Consider the following 17,711-nt stretch of genomic DNA (forward strand, 5'->3'; position numbering starts at 1 on the left):
GAACGGATCGCGCTCCCAGTCGGCGGCCTTGGCCTCCACCACGTCCATATGCGCCGAGACCACCAGCGGCTTCAGTGAGGGATCGCTGCCGGGCCAGGTGGCGATCAGGTAGGCAGTGTCCTTGTGCGGAACGATATCGATGTCCCGGGCGTCCCAGCCGTTTGCGAGCAGTTCTTTCCGGAAGAGTTCCGCGACCTGCTGCGTCTGGTTGCCCTCACCTTCGACCGAGCGCAGCGCGATGGCCTGCTTCGAAATTTCGAGAACCTGCTTCTCGGCCTCGGGATAGGCCTTGGGCGCAGCATGGGCTCCGGTGGACATCGCGAGAATGGTGCCGAGCGTGAAGACGGTGGATGCGATTATCCGCATGAATGTTCTGCCCCCTGAAATTTGAAGAATTAGTGCGATCCGAAATTTATGTCTGGCCGGAACCGATGGAGAATCGGTTCCGGCCAGACACATTGTCGCAATCGGGGGACAGACGCACCTGTTTAAGCGTGGCTCAGGCCAGATCGAGCGCTCCCGTGAGGTCGCCCGGCGCCACGCCGCCCGCTGCGACCATCGCGTCCTCGCGCATCTTCAGGCCCTCCAGCTTTTCCAGCCCGAAACGGCGGGTGAGGAAGCGGGCGATCGAGCCGGTATCGTAGATCGTGTGGTCGACTGCGCCCTTCTTCGCATGGGGCGAAACGATGACCGCCGGAATACGCGTGCCCGGTCCCCAGCGGTCGCCCTTCGGCGGCGATACGTGATCCCACCAGCCGCCGTTCTCGTCGAAGGTGATGACGACCAGCATCTTCTCCCACTGCGGGCTGGCCCGCAGGCCGTCGATGACGGCGGCGATATGGCGGTCTCCCGCATCGATGTCCGAGTAGCCGGCATGCATGTTGAGATTGCCCTGCGGCTTGTAATAGCTAACCGCCGGAAGCTTGCCCGCCTCGGCATCGGCCAGGAACTTGTTGGTGCGCGCGGTGCTGCCCTCGCCGCCGTCGCGCAGGAACTTCGCGCGGTCGGCGGTGCCGGGGGCGAAGCGGTCGTAATAGTTGAACGGCTGGTGATGCGGCTGGAAGTTCGGGCGCGAGGGGAACGAAGCGTCGTTCATGTTTCCTGCCAGCGCCGCGTCCCAGCCGCCCGCGTACCAGGCCCAGTCCACGCCCTTGGCCGAGAGCATGTCGCCGATGGTCTTGTGCTGCTGCGGCACCAGCGTATGAGCGCTGTCCGCATTGGCATAGCCGGGCTTCGTCGCATCGAGTTCGTAAGTCGGCGCATAGGGCGGCAGCATCGTGTTGACAGCCCAGAAGTCCGGCGAGAGCGTGTTGGGGCCGAACACCGCCGGACCGTCGAGCGCGCTGGCGGGCGTCTTGGGGTCCAGCTTGAGACGCGTGCCCTTGGGGTCGCTGCCTTCAAGCTTGGCGATGCGCTTGGCGGCCGGGCTCTTGTCCGCATCCGGATAGAACGGCGGCTGCGCGGCAATCAGGTACTGGTGGTTGAGGAACGAACCACCGAACGCGCCCATGAAGAAGTTGTCGCAGAGCGTGAACTCGCGCGCGATCTGCCACGTGCGAAGCTGCGCGCGCATGTCGCCATAGTGGCCCATGACCAGGCCGCCGCTGTCGCCCCAGGCCACGAACTGGTCGTTGGCGCCGCCGTTGATCTGCATCTGGTTGTGGTAGAACGCATGGACGAGATCGCGAGTGACGAGGCCATGCGGCAGCGGATCGCCCTCGGGCGTCTTGAGCGCAAAAGGCGCGTTCGGCAGCGGCGCGATGTCGTCCGGGCCGATCAGGTATTCGGTGTGCTCGACCACCTGCTTGCTGGGGACCAGACCTTCCCAGATCTTCGGCAGGCGCTCCATGACCTTGCCGTCGCGGTCGCGCTGGCGGGTACGCTCGGCGGGGACTTCGGCCAGCGGCTGCTGGAGACCGGGGAAATCGGCGAAGAGATTGTTGAAGCTGCGGTTTTCCGCGAAGATCACGACGACCGTGTCGATCGCCTCGCGCAGCCTGGCATCGCTGACCGGGCGCGAAGACGAACCCCTGGCAGGGCGCGCCTCGGCACTTTCCGTTGCACCACCGGCAACGGCAGCGGCACCGATCGCGGCGGCGAGACCGCCGAGGAAGTCGCGGCGGTCCGGGCGCACGGCCGCGTTTTCGGCCTGCGGTTCGGGGAGATCGGAGTCGGTCATGGGAGTTCCTTGGGAGATATATTTCCGGCTGTTTGCTGTCCCGGCGGAGGCGCGTCAACCGTTTAGGATATTTTGTATCATCGCAAGCAAGCGCCATGCACGCTCCGAACGCGAAATGGGCGCCCCGAGAACTCGGGACGCCCACCCATGATGTCCGAAAGGTTCAGGCTTTGGCGAAGCGGCGCTCGTTCCAGTTCACCGACAGGCCTTCGCTTGTCGTTCCCGCCGTGGTGCGCTGCGCGATCGTGCCCACGAAGTGCCACTCGCCGCGGACCTGCTCCGGCGTCATTTGCAGGGATACATAGCCGCGGCGGCTGGTATCCGCATAAGCGAGCCCCGGATTGGCGCCGCGCAGTGCCTTGGCGAGATCGGCAGGCGGCACCGAGGGAAGATAGGCCTCGTAGCCGGGCGACGTGACCGAGTGTCCCGCGTATTCGACACCCGCCGCCGTGCCATCGACCGAAAGCTCGCTGCCCCAGGCATTGTGGCTGTCACCGGCGAGGACCACGAGGTTGCAATCGGCCTGACGGGCCGCGCGCAACAGGCGTTCGCGTGCGGCAGGATAGCCGTCCCACGAGTCCATGTTGAACGGCAAGCCCACTTGCGAAGCACCCGCGATGGCCATGAGCGCCTGACGCACTTTGGGATCGCCGCTTGCCGGAACGAGATCCGCCATCTGCGGCGGCGCCTTGAGCGAACCCATGACGACCTGCTGTGCCAGAACCTGCCAGCGCGTGCCGGACTTCACGGAATCCGCCAGCCCCTTGGAGAGCCAGGCTTCCTGCTTTGCGCCCATCAGCGTGCGGTCGGAGGACATCCACGGCCCGTCGCGGAACTGCACCAGAGCCTTGGCGATTTCCGCCTGCCCGCCTTTTGCCGCGCCAGCTATCACCGCGCCGAAATCGAGCTGCTCCATGCGCTCGCTCACGCGGGTCTCGGGGCGGAACAGCGTGGCCAGCGAACCGATCTGGAAGCTGTCGTAGAGGGCGTCCGATACCGGCATCCACTCGCGATAGGCCTTTTCGGCCGCCGCCCGGCGCACCGACCATTCGCCTTCCTTGTCGGGCTGGTGGTTCTCCGCGCCGCCCTTCCAGGTGTCGTTGGCGAATTCGTGGTCGTCCCACTGCGCGATCATCGGGAAGCGCTGGTGAATGCGGCGCAGGTCCGGATCGAGGCGATAGCTGGCGAAGCGCAGGCGGTAGTCGGCAAGCGACACCGTTTCGTTCTGCGGTTCGATCGGACGGCCCGCCATCGGATTGTCGGGATAGTGCCCGTATTCGTACTCGTAGAAGTAGTCACCGACATGGACGATCAGGTCGAGATCGTCGCGCGCGGCGGCATGGGCATAGGCGTTGAACCAGCCGAACGGCATGTTCGAGCAGGAGAACAGACCGATGCCGAAGCGGTCGACCTCGCCCACCGGCAGCGTGCGGGTGCGGCCCACTTCGCTCCTGGTGCCGTCCGGCGCGATGAAGCGGTAGAAGTACCACTGGCCGGGAGTGAGGCCGGAGACCACCAGCTTGGCGCAGCTGTCATGCGCGGGCGAGGCGACGACCTCGCCGCCGCCCGCCACCTTGCGGAAGCTCTCGTCTGCCGAGACCTCGCAGCGCAGCTTCGTATCGCCGCTGCCGACATAGCGGGTCCAGAGCAGCACCGAGTTGGCCGCCGGCTCGCCGCTCGCCACGCCGTGCGTGAAGCCGCGCGCGGTGAGGATCTGGGCGACGCCCGGCGTCGAGAGCGCGGCGAGACCGAAGGCGCCCGCCTGGAGCAGCAGGCGGCGGTCGAGTTGAAGAGTCATGGATTTTCCTTGGGTCTGATCGGGTCAGTAGCGCGCGGTGATCTCGATGCCGTAAGTGCGCGGCTCGGCCGGGATGAAGGTCGGGTAGCCGAACGAACCGCCGGTGTTGCCCGCGTCGAGCAGGTACTTCTTGTCGGTCAGGTTGCGGGCATAGCCGGCGACCTGGAACTTGCCGTCCATCAGCGAGACGCCGCCGCGAAGGTTGACCTGCGTAACCGGGCTCTGGCTGATCGCCTCGCTGTTGGGGATCTCGAAGTAGATCTTGCTGCGGTAGGTCACGCTGGGGGTCAGGAACACGCTGGTGTTCTGAGTGACGGGGAGATTGAGGTTGAACCCGGCGGCCCACTGCCACTTGGGCTGAAGGCGGAACTGGTTGCCCGCGAAGACGCCGTTCGATGCCTTGTCGTCGATACCGCCGCTGATGAAGCCGACGTTTCCGAAGGCGCTCAGCCAGTCGGTGAAGCGCGCTTCCAGTTCCGCCTCGACGCCGAGGTTGGACGCCGTACCGGCACTGCGGGTAACGGCCCGGCCGTTTTCGATCACCGAGACCTGGAAGTTGTCGTACTTGTCGTAATAGACCCCCAGCGAGCCGGAGAACATGCCGACCGAGCCCTTGATGCCCGCCTCGTAGTTCCACACCGTTTCCGAAGCGATCTCGTCCGCGAAGGCCACGGTATTGAGCGCGTTGGGAAGCTGCACGACCGGGGAACGCCGTCCCTTGGAGATCGTGGCGTAGAGATTGAGGTTCGGCGTCAGGCGATAGAGCGCGTTGAGGCGGGGCAGCACCGCCGCATAGGAACGACGCGCTTGGACGATCTCGCCCGCAGTGTCGGGAAACGGCAGCAGGATCGCGCCGTAGATCGGCGCAACCGGCTGGTTGGACGCATATCCCGACCGGCGCTTCTCGATCAGCACGCGCGCGCCGGCGGTCACTTCCAGAGCCGGAACGGGGGTCCAGCTGACATCGCCGAACATCGACCAGGTCTGGTTGCGGCCGTAGTTCTTCGTCCAGCTCGAATAGGGCAGCGACGTCAGCAAACCGCCGCTGACCAGCCCAGCAGTCGCCGAAGCGGGCACGCTGTTGTTCGGCGCGACGCAGCCGAGACCGGGAATGACATTGGCATAGCACTGAAGGAACGTGCCGAGTTCGGTCGAGAACGGAACGTACTGCGAGGAATCCTCGATGAAGTAGTTCCACCCGAACGAGGCGCGCCACTTCGGGTCGCTATAGGTGAAGCGGCCCTCATGACTGGCCTGCCAGCCCTTGGCATGTTCCGCGAATTCGAGGAACCAGGCAGCGGAACCATCTGCATCGAAGACTTCCAGAGCGTCGAAATGGCGATAGCCGTTGACGGTGGTGAAGTTCCAGCCGTCCGCGAAATCCCAACCCAGCGTCAGGTTGGCATCGTAGACGTCGCGGTCGAGACCCAGCTTGTCGGAGCCCAGAAGCTGCCCGGACAGCGGCGAGCCGCCGAGGTAGGCCGCGTCATAAAGTCCCTCCACCGAGGTCGAACCGAGGTTCTTCGACAGGAACGGCGTGCCGGAATTACGCTGGCGATCGTAAGTGAAGACGAGGTCCGCCGTGAAATCGCTGCTCGGCGTGTAGCGCAGCGACCCGCGCAGACCGAGCTGGTCCTGCGCGTAGAGATCGTCCTGCCCCGGCGCGAGGTTCTCGATATAGCCGTCGCGCTTCTTCCACTGCCCGGCGATGCGCGCGGCGATCACGTCGTTGCCCGCGTTCACGAAGCCTTCGATGCGGGTGGCGTCGAGGTTGCCGTAGGCACCGGTCAGCGAGGCCGAAGTGCCTGCCTCGGGCTTGGCCGAAACGAAGCTGATCGCGCCGATCGTGGCCGCCGTGCCGAAGAGGGTTGCCTGCGGTCCCTTCACCACTTCCACGCGGTCGAGATCGTAGATGCCCTGATAGGCGCCGCGCGAGCGCGAAATGTCGATGCCGTTATAGTAGAGCGTGACGCGCGGCCCCTGCTGGGCAGAACCGCTGTCCGAGGTGATGCCGCGAATGACGAAGCCGGGGTTGTTGGCGCTCTGCACCTGGACATTGAGGCCCGGAACGTAGTTCGACAGTTCGCCGATATCGGTCACGCCCAGTTCGCGCATGCGCTCGCCGGTCTGGACCGAGAGCGTGATGGGCACATCCACCGCCCGTTGCTCGATCTTCTGCGAGGTGACGATGATGGCGTTCGGATCGGTGCTTTCGGCGCTTTCCGCCTCGGCTGCGTGGACTGCCGCGGGAAGCCCTGCGAGGGCCGAACCTGCGAGTAGAGTTGCGACGCAAGTACCGAATTTCATTGCCGTTTCCCCTGAGCCAATGCGCTTACGGCTCGGCGGGGTACGCCCGGCAGATGAAGGTTGGATGGCGTTACCGTGACGGTTTTATGCCGCTGACTTCGTGAGGCGCCATGCCGCCGCAGCCCCGTAGACCAGGCCTAGCACGACAAGTCCCGCGAGTTGCGGTGCGACTTCTCCAAGGCTGGCGCCCATCTCGTTGAGGCGCACGAAGGCCTGCGCACCGAATGTCGCGGGCGAGAGGTGGGCCAGGCCCGCTACCCAACCGGGCATGGAGGACAGGGGCCAGGCCGCACCGGCCAGGAAGAACAGGACGATCGAGGTCGGGATCAGCACCTGCAAGGCACGCTCGGCGCTGTCGAACAGGCTCCCGAGCAACAGGCCCAGCGCCGAAACGGCGGCGGCGAAGAGCGGGACGGCAAGGAACAGTGCCGCCACATTCCCGGCACGGGGCACGTCCTGATACCAGAATATCCAGCCGAAATAGAACATGGCCGCCAGGCAGCCGATCAGTCCCAGCGCGCTCCATACGCCGAGAAAGCCCGGCGGCGAGAGCGGCGCTGCCTTGCCTTCACGGACCCTCGCCGTCTGCGCCGCCGCCAGCATGGCCGTGCCGAACAGCAGCGTCTGCTGCAGGATGATCGCCGCAACGGCCGGGAAGACATAGTCGGCATAGCCTTCCCGTGTGTTGAACAGCGGCCGTTCGACCACAGCGATGGGCGCGCGCAGATGCAGCCCCTGGGCCAATGGTCCCAGCCGCTCGGCGGCTACGGCCAGCGCTGCGTTCTGAACGGCCCCGCCGATGTCCCTGGCCCGGATCAGATAGGTGCCGTTGACCCAGATGCCGATCCCGCCGCCCGGCGCGCCGGTGAGCAGGCTGCGGGTCAAGCCCCTCGGCAGCAGAAGGACGCCGTCTGCCTCGCGGCTCCGGACCTGCTGCTCGGCAGTGCGGATCGAATCCGCCTCCGACACTATGCGCACTTCCCGCAAGTCCGACAGCCTGCGCACCAGAGCGCGGGTCAGATCGCTGCGTTCCTCGTCCACCACCACGACCGGAAGCTGGCGCGCGGTCTGCTGCGCATAGGGCGCCGGGTAATAGAAGCCGTAGAGCACCACGGCCAGGACGACGATCGAGGCCACGGCGAAAGTGGAAAGCACGGCCCTGAAGACCGAAGCGAAGCCTTGCGCGAACGTCATTCCACCGGCTCCGCCCGGCGCAGCAGGAGCAGGCAGAGACCCAGCGGCACCACCAGATAGAGCGACAGCACGGCCAGTTGCGGCAGCGCGACGGAGACCGGCGCGCCAAGGAACTGATCCATCTGCAGGCGGAGGTAATGGGTAAACGGCAAAGCCTCGCTCCAGCCGCGTGCAAAACCGGATCCGCCGTTCAGCGGCAGGGTTCCTCCGGAATAGGCAAGTGCCGAACCCGCATAGAGCGCGGTGGCGGAGAAGGCGAAGCTCGGCTTGCGCACCGCGATCACCAGCAGCGCGGAGATCGCCGAGGTTCCGGCAAAGAGCAGGCTCTGCGCCGCCAGGGTCAGGAGCAGGCTGCCGTTCATCGTCCAGCCGCGAATCCCGACGAGCCAGATCATCCAGACCATGCCCCAGATCGAGATCGCCGCGACGTAAGGCGCGAGCTTTCCGGCAAGCGCGGCAAGGCCTCCTCCGGTCGCGGCTTTCCAGCCCGCAAGCGAGCGCCCCTGCAACTCGCGTCCCATGGCCATCACGGCAACGCAACCGGTCAGCAGGTGCAGCACGGCAGGCTGGATCAGCGCCTGCAAATACCATTCGAAGCTGGCCTGGGGATTGAACAGGACGGTAGCCTGAACCACGGGCGGGCGGATGCGGATGGCCGGAAGCCCCCTCGCCCGCGCCGCGTCCAGTCCGCGTTCGATCAGCACCGCGTCCACTGCCGAGCGGATACCCGATTCCGCACTGCCGCCGATCGTCAGGAACGAGGCATTGTAGAAGATCTGGATCGCCGGGGTGGTCGCGCGCTCCGGCCCATCGCCCACGCCGCGCGGGATACGCAGGATCGCCCAGACCTGCCCGGCGCGCGCCAGTCGCTCGGCCTCCACCATCGTTTCCGGTCGTTCGGTAATCGAGACCGCCGGACTGGCATCCACCCCGCGGACGATCGCGCGGCTGAGGGTGCCGTTTTCTTCGTCCACCACCGCGATCGGCAAGGCGCGCGGGACACCGGCGATCAACATGGCCGCCACGATCAGGATCGCCAGCCCCGGAAACAGCGTGAGCATCGCCAGGTCCCAGCGATCCCTTTGCAGATGGCCGATTTCGCGGCGCAGGGCTTTACCGAAACCGAAGTGGGCGGGCGTCATTGCGGCCAGTCGAACAGCACGCTCATGCCGGGGCGCAGCCCCGTCACCGCCTCGGCGGGATGGAGCCTCACCTCGAAACTGCGCACGTCGAACCCCGAGGATTGCCGCGTCGCCCGCCATGTCGCGAAGTCGCCTTGCGGGCTGATATAGGTCACGCGGAACCGGACCTTGCGGTTCCCCAGCGCCGGGACGGTTCCAGCAAGCTCCTGACCTTTCCGCAGCGAATTGAACTGGTCTTCGCGGATGTTCAGCGAAACCCAGGGATGCGCCGTGTCGACGATCTGGAACACCGGAACCGCCGGTGCGACGATCTCGCCCGGCTCGGCCAGCCGCCGAACCACTTCGCCGCCGATCGGCGCTACCAGCGTCTTTTCGGCACCGAGCGCATCGGCAATGGAAAGCCCGCCCTTCGCCACCTGGACCTGGGCCTGTGCGGCCGCCTTCTCCTCCGCACGCGCGCCGGACCGGGCCTTCAGATATTGCAGCTTCGCGGCCTCCGCCTGACGAGCGCTCGCTTCGCGCGCGGCACGCGCCTCGTCGCGGCGCTGGGCGGCGATCACGCCTTCCGCGTAGAGATTGTCCGCCCGCCGCGCAGTGACGGCGGCTAGGTCGGCGCCCGCCTGTGCGGCCTGCCAGACCGCGCGGAGCGACTCCACATCCTCCTTGCGGGCGCCGCTATCGGCAAGATTGCGCATGGCCTCGGCGCCCGCGAGCACGCCCTGCGCCTGCTGACGTCCTCCGTCGACCTCGGGACTGGTGAGCACCGCCAGCACGGTTCCCGCCGTCACCGTGGCGCCTTCCTCCGCCAGCAAGCGCTCGACGCGCGCCAGCACCTTGGTGGCCACGTTGACCTCGTCCGCATCGACCATGCCCTGCAACTGGTCCGGTGCGGGCCGCGCCGCGATCCACAATCCTGCAAGCAGAAGAACCGCCAGCAGCACCAGTCCCGCCACCAGCAGGCGAAACCTGCCGCGCGCTTCAGCCACCGGCGGCACGACCGGAGGCGGCTGCTCGACTTCGCTCATGGTGCGGTGATCCTGTCGGGACGGAGGAGATAGTCGCGAAAGCTGTCGCCCCGGTTGCTGGCGGCCAGCAAGGCCGATAGCGCGACGACATATTCGTAGGCGGACGCGATCCGCTGTGTCTGGGCGAGCGAAAGCACATTGCGCGCATCGATCAGCTGGCTGGCCGTATCCTCGCCCTCGCGAAACCCGATTTCGTGAACGCGCAGGTTCTCCTCGGCAGCCTTCATGTTGCTGTCCAGCAGCAGGAAGGAGCGGCGTGCAGTCTCGACCAGATTGTAAGCGCGGCTCGTCTCGATCTCGATGGTCTTCTGCGTATCCCGCGCAGCATTTTCCGCTGCGCTCTGCCGCGAGCGCGCCGCATCGAGCGTGTCGCGCCGGTCGATGTTGGACAAAAGAGTAAAGCGCAGGCCGAGGCCGACGATCCAGTCCGGATCGACCGGGATCGCATCGCTGCGGTTGAAATTGTACGATCCGAACGCAAAGGCCTGCGGCCTCATGCGCGACTTGGCCAGATCGACGCCGGAACCGGCAAGATGGCGCGTCGCTTCCGCCGCGCGCATCTGCGGCTGCCCCGGCGAGGTCGCGCTGGCCAGGAAATCGTCCAAAGGTTCAAGGCCGTTGCCGTTCACGAAAAGCGGCGTCGTCGGCGTGACTCCGCCACTCGCATCAAGCAGGCGGGCCAGCGAATCCGAGGCATTGCGCTCTTCCATGCGTGCGCGTTCAAGCGCGCGCTGCGCAGCATCGCGCGCCACCTGCACTTCCAGAACGCGTGAACGGGGGATCACGCCCTCCCGGAACAGGGCCTGGGCATTGGCGAGATGTCTGTCGAAAGCATCGCGCGTGCCGGTGGCGGAAACGAGCAGCGCCGCTGCCAGTTGCTGGCCGAAATAGCTCTGCACCAGCCGCACTTGCGACAGGTCCTGCGCGCCCGCCTGTTTGGCGCGCGCCAGCTCCGCTCCCGCCTCGGCCCCGTGCTGGATCGCCGGGATCGCACCGCCCGAGTAAAGCGGCATGACGGCCGTGACATTGGGCCGGATCACCGTCTGCCGCGCGCGGAAATCGAGTTCGTCCGGGTTCTGCGAGAGCAGTCCGGGAAGCGCCTCGCCGACGCGCCCGGTCACTTGCTGAACGATCCCCGAGAACTCCGCCGGAAACTCTCCGGGCAGACCTTCGAGGAACTGGCCGGCGGCATTGCTGAAGCTGTCCTTTTGCCCCGTCAGGTCGACAGAAAGCGACTTCTGATAGGAGATCACCGAGACCGAAGTGGACACGACCGGGCGGTTCAGCGCCTTGAACGCATGGGCGGTGGATTCCGCCGCGCTCAACTCGTCCGAAGCGGCACCCAACGCGGAAGATACGCGGTCCAACCGCTGGCGGGCTGCATCGAAAGACAGCGCAGCGGGGATACTCTCGTCCTGAACAGGTTCTCTACCAAGCTCCTGTGCAAAAGCAGAGATCGGACAGCAAGCCAGAATCGCGAAGATACCGGCCCAGCCGATTACAGTTCGATTTCGAAAATCGCTGCCAGCGCTCATGGTTCACCAGAAGTGGGACCTGCAACGGATTACATATTTCCCTTTGAACGAAAAGCAATTTCGATCGATTTTCCAGTCCATGGCCGGGCAAATCGGATCGCGAATTTCCGCGATAGGAGCAGGACCCGTTTCATCCCCACTTCCATGAACAACCTGATGCTTTCCAATGCCGGCGAACGGACTCACGGACTGCTCGGCCGCCTCGGCGATCCCGGTGGGCGCGATGACCAAGGTGGACGACTTCATCTGACTACTGCAAGACACCGCCGATTTCATCGGCGGCCGGATCCGCGCCGGTTGAGGCCGGGGAACCCGCGCAGCAGATGCTGCACCATCCGGCGCGAATTGAGGGAACGGCAAGACGATGCACTGGCGGGAAATGCGCGAAGACGACGTGGCTCATGTGGCGAACGTGGCGGACATCGTCCACCTCGACTACCCCGAGAACGCGGAGGTCTTCGCCGCCTGCTTCCGGCATTACCCGTCCGGCTGCCACGTACTGGAAGGGGATGACGGCAAGGTCGCCGGTTACCTCGTCTCGCACCCCGGTCGGCAGGACCGCCCGCCGGTGATAGACCAGCCGATGACTGGCCTTGCCGAACCGTTCGACTGCTACTTCCTGCACGACCTCGCCCTTGGCGCTTCCACGCGCGGACGGGGTTTTGCAGGCGAGGCCGTGCGGATCGCGCTGGACGAGGCCAAGGCGCGTGGGCTTTCCCGCGTGGTGCTGATCGCCGTGGGGGACGCCCATGGCTTCTGGGAAAAGCAGGGCTTCGACCTGCTCGGCGACGGGCTGCTCGATCCGGCCAAGGGCTACGGCCCCGAAGCAAGGATGCTCGTGCGCCCGCTCTGAAGGGGGTTATGCATGATCCGATTGCTCAACCACGCTTAACGACAAGCTGCCGCCCCAACGACCCGAATAAGTAAAAATACTCAGATCGAAGTTCACCATCCATACCGGGAATATTTCACAGGCCGTCCACAAGTAGGACAATAAAAATATAATTTCAACGAAGCGATGAAAATTCTGTAACATCCATCGATGAATCCGATATTGATCGAAATTGGATCATTCACGGAACAAACCACCTCTATTCATTGCCGAAGGTCGGATTTGTTGCGTTATGGCCGATCATACCCAGGCGAGATCCTTATTCGCCTGCCGGAGAACGATAAAGTGGATAGGGACGCAAGCATGACTCAACTGATCGGCGAACTCGACACGAAATTGGAAGAACTTGAGGAAATGGGTGCCTACGTCGCCGCGGCCCACCTTCAGGCCGCCATCGAGTCCCTGCGCTCTCATTGCACAATCGAGCAAACTCGCTCCAAACCGGACTAACCTGCGCGAGACGGCACCGCCCTAGTGTGGGTATCCATACCCTGTTCACGAACTTTTACAGCTTTCGAAAATCATCGCTTCATCGGCAATGTTTCCGAACCAGGTTTATGAACAAGGGGAGTAACACCTGCGAACAAAATCGTGCCGCGTCCCATTATGATGCCGCGATCTACTTTTCAGGTAAGCATTGGCGGCACTGTTTATGGAGAAAAGCGATCAGTCCACGTGCAATCGGGCGAAGGCCATTCGCCTGATCGGTATCGCCAACGAACTTCTTGCGATGGCCCGCGAACTCGAAATCGGATCAAGCGTCGCCACGCACCTGGCGGATATCGGCATTCCGGTGGAAGCACGCGAAAGCGGCAGGGCGCCCGCCGGTCAGGATCACCCGATCTGGGTGGAACTGGCCCGCCAGACTTACGAGGACCGCCGCCGCCGCACCAAGATCTTCCAGTCGGAAGACCTCTTCGGCGAACCGGCCTGGGACATCCTGCTGGACTTGTTCATCGCCGCAAAGGAACGGCGGCGCGTCTCCGTGACGAGCGCCTGCATCGGCTCCGCCGTGCCGTCCACCACCGCCCTGCGCTGGATCACCATCCTCGAAAAGCAGAGCCTTCTCGTCCGCGAGGCCGACCCCGGCGATGCCCGGCGCGTCTACGTCAAGCTGAGCGCGCGGGGCTACGCGGCGATGCTCGAACACTTCGCCTCCGCATCCCGTTCCGTGGTGCTGCTCGACGCCCCCCGCCCCGGGGTCCTGGCAGCGCGATAAGGGGGGTAATCGGGCAAGCGGGAATGCGACGACGACCGGCTGCCCGACTTCTCTTCCGGACGAAAAAAGACCCGGCCTCCGTAAGGAGACCGGGTCTTTTCTTGCCGTTACCGGCTACTTTCTCAGCGCGAGAGGCGACCGAAAGCCGAAGCACCGGCGTAACGCGCGGCCTTGCCCAGTTCTTCCTCGATGCGGATGAGCTGGTTGTACTTGGCAAGCCGGTCCGAACGCGCGAGCGAGCCGGTCTTGATCTGGCCGCAGTTGGTGGCGACGGCGAGGTCGGCGATCGTCGCGTCCTCGGTCTCGCCCGAACGGTGCGACATCACGGCGGTGTAGCCGCTGCGCTGGGCGATCGAGACGGCTTCCAGCGTTTCGGTCAGGGTGCCGATCTGGTTGACCTTCACCAGCAGCGAGTTGGCCAGGCCCTTCTCGATGCCCATGGTCAGGCGCTTCGGGTTGGTTACGAAGAGATCGTCGCCGACGAGCTGGACCTTGTGGCCGATCTTGTCGGTCAGCGCCTTCCAGCCCTCGAAATCGTCTTCGCCCATGCCGTCTTCGATCGACACGATCGGATAGGCTTCGGTGAGGTCGGCCAGGTAGTCGGCAAAGGCCACCGGATCGAGGCTCAGGCCCTCACCGCTGATCTCGTACTTGCCGTTCTTGAAGAACTCGGTCGAAGCGCAGTCGAGCGCAAGCTGGATTTCCGAACCCGCCTTGAAACCGGCCTTTTCGATCGAGGCCATGATAAAGTCCAGCGCGTCGCGGGTGCTGGCAAGGTTCGGTGCGAAGCCGCCCTCGTCACCCACGGCGGTAGCCAGGCCCTTTTCGTGCAGGCCCTTCTTCAGCGTGTGGAAGATTTCCGAACCCCAGCGCACCGCTTCGGCGATCGAATCGGCGCCGACCGGCATGATCATGAATTCCTGGAAATCGATCGGGTTGTCGGCATGCTCGCCGCCGTTGATGATGTTCATCATCGGCACCGGCAGGACATGCGCCGAAACACCGCCGACGTAGGAATAGAGCGGCAGACCGCGCGCATTGGCAGCCGCCTTCGCCGCCGCCATGCTGACGCCGAGGATGGCGTTGGCGCCCAGGCGGCCCTTGTTCTCGGTGCCGTCGAGTTCGATCATCGCGAGGTCGAGATCGCGCTGATCTTCGGCGTCCATGCCCACGAGGGCTTCGGCAATATCGCCGTTGACGGAATCGACGGCCTTGAGCACGCCCTTGCCAAGATAGCGCGAATTGTCGCCGTCACGCAGTTCCACGGCTTCATGCGCGCCGGTCGAGGCGCCCGAGGGAACCGCTGCGCGTCCGAAGCTGCCGTCTTCGAGAAGAACATCGACTTCGACGGTGGGATTGCCTCGGCTGTCGAGAATTTCGCGGCCGTGGATATCGATAATCGCGGTCATAAAGGGATAATCCTCCTGCAAGCTGAGCCATCGGGCGAGCCCCGAGACGCATGAAGCGTCTTCTCGTTCGGCGTCTTAGCAGGGGAACTACGCCTGACAAGTTGCGTTGCCATTTCGACGACAAGTTGTGTTACTCTTGGCGCTAATCGCCTAGACACAAGTCAATATGGCGCGGCGAATGTGGCGCAGCGGCAAGCAAGGAAGGAATCTGCAATGTCCGAGACGACTAGCACCGGAAACGGCACCGACAACGCGAAGAGCCACTTCAGCAAGGCGGTGGACGAGGCCAAGGCCGGCGTTCTCGCCATGGCCGACAGCTGCCACGAAAAGCTCAGCCAGACCAAGGGCGAATGGTCGGACGAGGCGAAAGTCCGTTCGGACGATGCCAAGGCCAAGGCCAGCGCCTTTGCCGACGACGCCAAGGTCAAGGCCGCCGATCTTGCCAATCAGGGCAAGGCCAAGGCCAGCCAGGCGATCGTCGGGCTTTCGAAGCTGATCGACGACAATGCCGGCCTGATCGACGAAAAAGCCGGTGAGAAGTACGGCGATTACGCCCGCACGGCATCGAAGTCGCTTGCCGACACCGCCACCAAGCTCGACGAGAAATCGCTCGACGAACTGGGCGAGGAAGCGAAGGAGTTCGTGCGTCGCAGCCCTGTGGCCGCAGTCGGCATGGCGGCGGCGGCGGGCTTCCTGATCGCCCGCCTGTTCAAGAAGAGCAGCTGATCGCCTATCGTTCGCATCACGATGCTCGACACCCAAGCCGCCCTGCCCCCTCCCCCCGCGGAGGGGGAGGACCTTTCGCTCATGGAAGACGTGCGCCTGCTCATGGGCGAGGCGCGCACATTCGCACAGGCTGAACTGGCCTATCAGAAGACCCGCGCCGCCTTCGTGGGGGCAGAGACCCGTTCGATCGCAGTGCTGGGCATCGGCGCCGTGGTTCTCGTTCTGCTGGCGGTCGTGGCGCTGGTGCTGGGCCTCGTCATCGCGCTCGGTACGCTAATCGGACCATGGCTGGCGATGATCGTCGTTCCCGCCGGAGTGCTGGTCGTCGCAGCCATCATGGCGGTTTCGGCGCGCTCGCGCGTGAAACGGATGCTGGCCCTGCTTTCCAATAGGGAGGATGCGTAAATGAGCGCCCTCGCCCGGCAACTCGCCGCGGATCGCGCGGCCCGCGATGTCGCGAAGGCGGTGTTCGACGCCCGCTACGGCGCGCTCAAGGCAGATTTCGAGGTGCGCGGCCTGACGGGCCGCATTCTCGACGAAGCCGTGGAGCAGGCGGCCGACATGCTCGACGAAGCAGTCGCCGTCGTGGAGGAACATCCCGTCGCGGTCGGCGGAACCTTCACCGCGCTGGTGCTTTGGCTTCTGCGTAACCCGATCATCGCCGGGATCGAACGCCTGTTCGGTTCCGGCCGACATCCGAAGGAGTCCGACGGTGAGCAAGACTGAACCGACCACCCACAAGATCCCCGAAACCTCCGCCAGCGGTGCGAACACCGGGCAAGTGGTGGCTCTCAATGCGGCGAAGGCAGAGCCGCGCCCTTCGGAAAAGGTCGTCGCCTTCGTGAAGAGCCACCCCGTGCTGGTCGTAGCCGGCGGTGTCGCCGCGGGCGTGCTCGTCAGCGCCCTGCTGCCCCGCCGCCTCACCCGCGGCGTGCTATCGCGCGGTCTCTCGAAGGGCGCCCATCTCGCAGAGGCTGCCGGGGCGGCAACCGCCCTCTTCGGCAAGGAAGCGGCCGAAAAGGTCCACGACCTCAGCCATGGTGCGCGCAAGCAGGCCGGCACGATCGCCGACCGCGCCGAGAAAAGCGGCGAACTGGCCGCAGAGCGACTTGAAAAATACGGCATGGCGGCGCTGGCTGCTGCAAGTGCCCTGGGTCGCGCCTCGGCCAAGCGTGTGAGCGAGGCGGGTGAAATCGCTGCTCACCAGGCCCAGAAGATCGGCAAGAATGCCAGTGAAACCGCCAGTTCCGGCTCCCATCGCATCGCCGGGATCGTCAGCGGGCTAGCTCAACGCCTGCCGCACTGAATTCGGCTTATCGCAACTGAGAATCAATATCAGAAATGAGAGCGGATCGCCTGCGCGATCCGCTCTTGCCCTGCAACCTGTCAAAACGTATGGGACCGGCATCTTTCTTCCCACTCACGAAAGCGGTCCCATGCAGAAGCTTCACCTTGTGATGGGCGGCCGGGTCAAAGACCCCCGCAGCCTTGAATTCGCCGATCTCAACGAACTCGATCTCGTCGGCGTCTACCCCGATTACGCTTCGGCCGAAGATGCATGGCGCTCGTCCGCTCAGCGCACCGTCGACGATGCCGAGATGAAGTACGTGATCGTGCACCTGCACCGCCTGCTTCAGCCCGACCAGTCGGAAGCCTGAGCTTCTTTCGCCGGAAAACGGCGGAAACGAAAAAGGCCGGCAGAAATGCCGGCCTTTTCTTTTGCCTGAAACCCGAAAAATCGGCTCAGATGAACTCGATCTTCTCGATCAGGTAGAACTTGTCGCCCGCCGGAACGGTGACTTCCACTTCTTCCTCGACCTTGCGGCCGATCAGCGCCTTGCCGAGCGGCGAGTTGTAGCTGATCCGGCCGATACGGGCATCCGCCTCGTAAGGACCGACGATCTGGTACTTCACCGGCTTGTCGTCCTCGTCGAGCAGCGTCACCGTCGCCCCGAAGATGATCTTGTCGCTCGTCAGCGTGGCCGGATCGACGATCTGGGCGCGCGTGATCTTGTCTTCCAGGTCGGCGATCGACGCCTCGACCTGGCCCTGGCGTTCCTTTGCCGCGTGATACTCGGCATTTTCAGAGAGATCGCCATGCGCACGCGCTTCCTCGATCGCATCGACGATCCGGGGGCGCTCTTCGCGCAGCGCCTTGATCTCGGCGGTCAGCTTCTCATACCCCTCGGCGAGCATGGGGAGCTTTTCGATACTGGCCATCAATTACTTCCTTCCTGCTGCCTCCCCGCACGCGAAACCAGTCGGAGGAGACTAGTTTCCTGTCC

18 protein-coding genes and 1 pseudogene are annotated in these 17,711 nt (G+C 64.6%); 8 read left to right on the top strand and 11 right to left on the bottom strand.

Annotated elements, in window-relative coordinates; genetic code table 11:
* The 9 genes and pseudogenes from V7066_RS06585 to V7066_RS06625 all read right to left on the bottom strand — a co-directional run.
* Positions 1-366: pseudogene (locus V7066_RS06585) on the bottom strand (M20/M25/M40 family metallo-hydrolase); the annotation flags it as partial.
* 133 nt (positions 367-499) lie between these two features.
* A complete protein-coding gene (gene acpA / locus V7066_RS06590; RefSeq protein WP_334182278.1) occupies positions 500-2,179 on the bottom strand; it encodes an acid phosphatase in 1,680 nt (559 codons plus the stop codon).
* A gap of 163 nt (positions 2,180-2,342) precedes the next feature.
* Positions 2,343-3,977: an alkaline phosphatase D family protein gene (locus V7066_RS06595; protein ID WP_334182279.1), complete on the bottom strand. Its 1,635-nt coding sequence runs from the start codon at positions 3,975-3,977 to the stop codon at positions 2,343-2,345.
* A 24-nt stretch (positions 3,978-4,001) separates the two neighbouring features.
* A complete protein-coding gene (locus V7066_RS06600; protein WP_334182280.1) occupies positions 4,002-6,284 on the bottom strand; it encodes a TonB-dependent receptor in 2,283 nt (760 codons plus the stop codon).
* A gap of 84 nt (positions 6,285-6,368) precedes the next feature.
* A complete protein-coding gene (locus V7066_RS06605; protein WP_334182281.1) occupies positions 6,369-7,478 on the bottom strand; it encodes an ABC transporter permease in 1,110 nt (369 codons plus the stop codon).
* Positions 7,475-8,620 (bottom strand): ABC transporter permease, encoded by a 1,146-nt coding sequence (locus V7066_RS06610; protein WP_334182282.1) that lies wholly within the window; start codon positions 8,618-8,620, stop codon positions 7,475-7,477. The genes V7066_RS06605 and V7066_RS06610 overlap by 4 nt, the downstream gene beginning before the upstream one ends.
* Positions 8,617-9,645 carry an HlyD family secretion protein gene (locus tag V7066_RS06615; protein WP_334182283.1) on the bottom strand — a complete coding sequence of 343 codons (1,029 nt, stop codon included), beginning with the start codon at positions 9,643-9,645 and terminating at the stop codon, positions 8,617-8,619. The genes V7066_RS06610 and V7066_RS06615 overlap by 4 nt, the downstream gene beginning before the upstream one ends.
* Positions 9,642-11,012, bottom strand: a complete 1,371-nt coding sequence (locus V7066_RS06620) for a TolC family protein (RefSeq protein ID WP_334182284.1) — start codon at positions 11,010-11,012, stop codon at positions 9,642-9,644. The genes V7066_RS06615 and V7066_RS06620 overlap by 4 nt, the downstream gene beginning before the upstream one ends.
* A 171-nt stretch (positions 11,013-11,183) precedes the next feature.
* A complete protein-coding gene (locus tag V7066_RS06625) occupies positions 11,184-11,426 on the bottom strand; it encodes a hypothetical protein (RefSeq protein ID WP_334182285.1) in 243 nt (80 codons plus the stop codon).
* A gap of 118 nt (positions 11,427-11,544) precedes the next feature.
* On the opposite strand from V7066_RS06625, the gene V7066_RS06630 reads away from it, so the two are divergent.
* From V7066_RS06630 to V7066_RS06640, 3 genes are all read left to right on the top strand, one after another.
* Positions 11,545-12,033, top strand: a complete 489-nt coding sequence (locus tag V7066_RS06630; RefSeq protein ID WP_334182286.1) for a GNAT family N-acetyltransferase — start codon at positions 11,545-11,547, stop codon at positions 12,031-12,033.
* A 342-nt stretch (positions 12,034-12,375) separates the two neighbouring features.
* Positions 12,376-12,522 (top strand): hypothetical protein, encoded by a 147-nt coding sequence (locus V7066_RS06635; RefSeq protein WP_334182287.1) that lies wholly within the window; start codon positions 12,376-12,378, stop codon positions 12,520-12,522.
* Between the two features lie 202 nt (positions 12,523-12,724).
* Complete coding sequence (locus V7066_RS06640; protein ID WP_334182288.1) at positions 12,725-13,291, top strand: MarR family transcriptional regulator; 567 nt, start codon at positions 12,725-12,727, stop codon at positions 13,289-13,291.
* A 122-nt stretch (positions 13,292-13,413) separates the two neighbouring features.
* On the opposite strand, the gene eno is transcribed toward V7066_RS06640, so the two are convergent.
* Entirely contained in the window at positions 13,414-14,700 is a 1,287-nt protein-coding gene (gene eno / locus V7066_RS06645) for a phosphopyruvate hydratase (protein ID WP_334182289.1), read from the bottom strand.
* Positions 14,701-14,913: 213 nt separating this feature from the next.
* Between eno and V7066_RS06650 the strand changes: the two genes are divergently transcribed.
* From V7066_RS06650 to V7066_RS06670, 5 genes are all read left to right on the top strand, one after another.
* Positions 14,914-15,426: a hypothetical protein gene (locus tag V7066_RS06650; RefSeq protein WP_334182290.1), complete on the top strand. Its 513-nt coding sequence runs from the start codon at positions 14,914-14,916 to the stop codon at positions 15,424-15,426.
* A gap of 81 nt (positions 15,427-15,507) precedes the next feature.
* Complete coding sequence (locus tag V7066_RS06655; RefSeq protein WP_334182291.1) at positions 15,508-15,831, top strand: phage holin family protein; 324 nt, start codon at positions 15,508-15,510, stop codon at positions 15,829-15,831.
* A complete protein-coding gene (locus tag V7066_RS06660) occupies positions 15,832-16,152 on the top strand; it encodes a hypothetical protein (protein WP_334182292.1) in 321 nt (106 codons plus the stop codon). It begins immediately after the preceding gene.
* Positions 16,139-16,732 carry a hypothetical protein gene (locus tag V7066_RS06665; protein WP_334182293.1) on the top strand — a complete coding sequence of 198 codons (594 nt, stop codon included), beginning with the start codon at positions 16,139-16,141 and terminating at the stop codon, positions 16,730-16,732. Before V7066_RS06660 ends, V7066_RS06665 begins: the two co-directional genes overlap by 14 nt.
* Positions 16,733-16,862: 130 nt before the next feature.
* On the top strand, positions 16,863-17,084 hold the full coding sequence (locus tag V7066_RS06670; protein WP_334182294.1) for a DUF4170 domain-containing protein: 222 nt from the start codon (positions 16,863-16,865) through the stop codon (positions 17,082-17,084).
* Between the two features lie 85 nt (positions 17,085-17,169).
* On the opposite strand, the gene greA is transcribed toward V7066_RS06670, so the two are convergent.
* Positions 17,170-17,646, bottom strand: a complete 477-nt coding sequence (greA, locus tag V7066_RS06675) for a transcription elongation factor GreA (RefSeq protein ID WP_334182295.1) — start codon at positions 17,644-17,646, stop codon at positions 17,170-17,172.
* Positions 17,647-17,711: the final 65 nt, after the last annotated feature.

The sequence above is a fragment of the Novosphingobium sp. genome (assembly GCF_036820275.1).
In the GTDB taxonomy this organism is placed as follows: Bacteria; Pseudomonadota; Alphaproteobacteria; order Sphingomonadales; family Sphingomonadaceae; genus Novosphingobium.

Excerpts from the sequence above, each read along its gene's own strand:
- V7066_RS06670 (WP_334182294.1), top strand. The coding sequence starts at position 16,863 with ATGCAGAAGCTTCACCTTGTGATGGGCGGCCGGGTCAAAGACCCCCGC.
- greA (WP_334182295.1), bottom strand. The coding sequence starts at position 17,646 with ATGGCCAGTATCGAAAAGCTCCCCATGCTCGCCGAGGGGTATGAGAAG.
- V7066_RS06640 (WP_334182288.1), top strand. The coding sequence starts at position 12,725 with ATGGAGAAAAGCGATCAGTCCACGTGCAATCGGGCGAAGGCCATTCGC.
- V7066_RS06600 (WP_334182280.1), bottom strand. The coding sequence starts at position 6,284 with ATGAAATTCGGTACTTGCGTCGCAACTCTACTCGCAGGTTCGGCCCTC.
- V7066_RS06635 (WP_334182287.1), top strand. The coding sequence starts at position 12,376 with ATGACTCAACTGATCGGCGAACTCGACACGAAATTGGAAGAACTTGAG.
- V7066_RS06660 (WP_334182292.1), top strand. The coding sequence starts at position 15,832 with ATGAGCGCCCTCGCCCGGCAACTCGCCGCGGATCGCGCGGCCCGCGAT.
- V7066_RS06615 (WP_334182283.1), bottom strand. The coding sequence starts at position 9,645 with ATGAGCGAAGTCGAGCAGCCGCCTCCGGTCGTGCCGCCGGTGGCTGAA.
- V7066_RS06650 (WP_334182290.1), top strand. The coding sequence starts at position 14,914 with ATGTCCGAGACGACTAGCACCGGAAACGGCACCGACAACGCGAAGAGC.
- V7066_RS06605 (WP_334182281.1), bottom strand. The coding sequence starts at position 7,478 with ATGACGTTCGCGCAAGGCTTCGCTTCGGTCTTCAGGGCCGTGCTTTCC.
- eno (WP_334182289.1), bottom strand. The coding sequence starts at position 14,700 with ATGACCGCGATTATCGATATCCACGGCCGCGAAATTCTCGACAGCCGA.
- V7066_RS06655 (WP_334182291.1), top strand. The coding sequence starts at position 15,508 with ATGGAAGACGTGCGCCTGCTCATGGGCGAGGCGCGCACATTCGCACAG.
- V7066_RS06610 (WP_334182282.1), bottom strand. The coding sequence starts at position 8,620 with ATGACGCCCGCCCACTTCGGTTTCGGTAAAGCCCTGCGCCGCGAAATC.
- acpA (WP_334182278.1), bottom strand. The coding sequence starts at position 2,179 with ATGACCGACTCCGATCTCCCCGAACCGCAGGCCGAAAACGCGGCCGTG.
- V7066_RS06630 (WP_334182286.1), top strand. The coding sequence starts at position 11,545 with ATGCACTGGCGGGAAATGCGCGAAGACGACGTGGCTCATGTGGCGAAC.
- V7066_RS06625 (WP_334182285.1), bottom strand. The coding sequence starts at position 11,426 with ATGAAGTCGTCCACCTTGGTCATCGCGCCCACCGGGATCGCCGAGGCG.
- V7066_RS06595 (WP_334182279.1), bottom strand. The coding sequence starts at position 3,977 with ATGACTCTTCAACTCGACCGCCGCCTGCTGCTCCAGGCGGGCGCCTTC.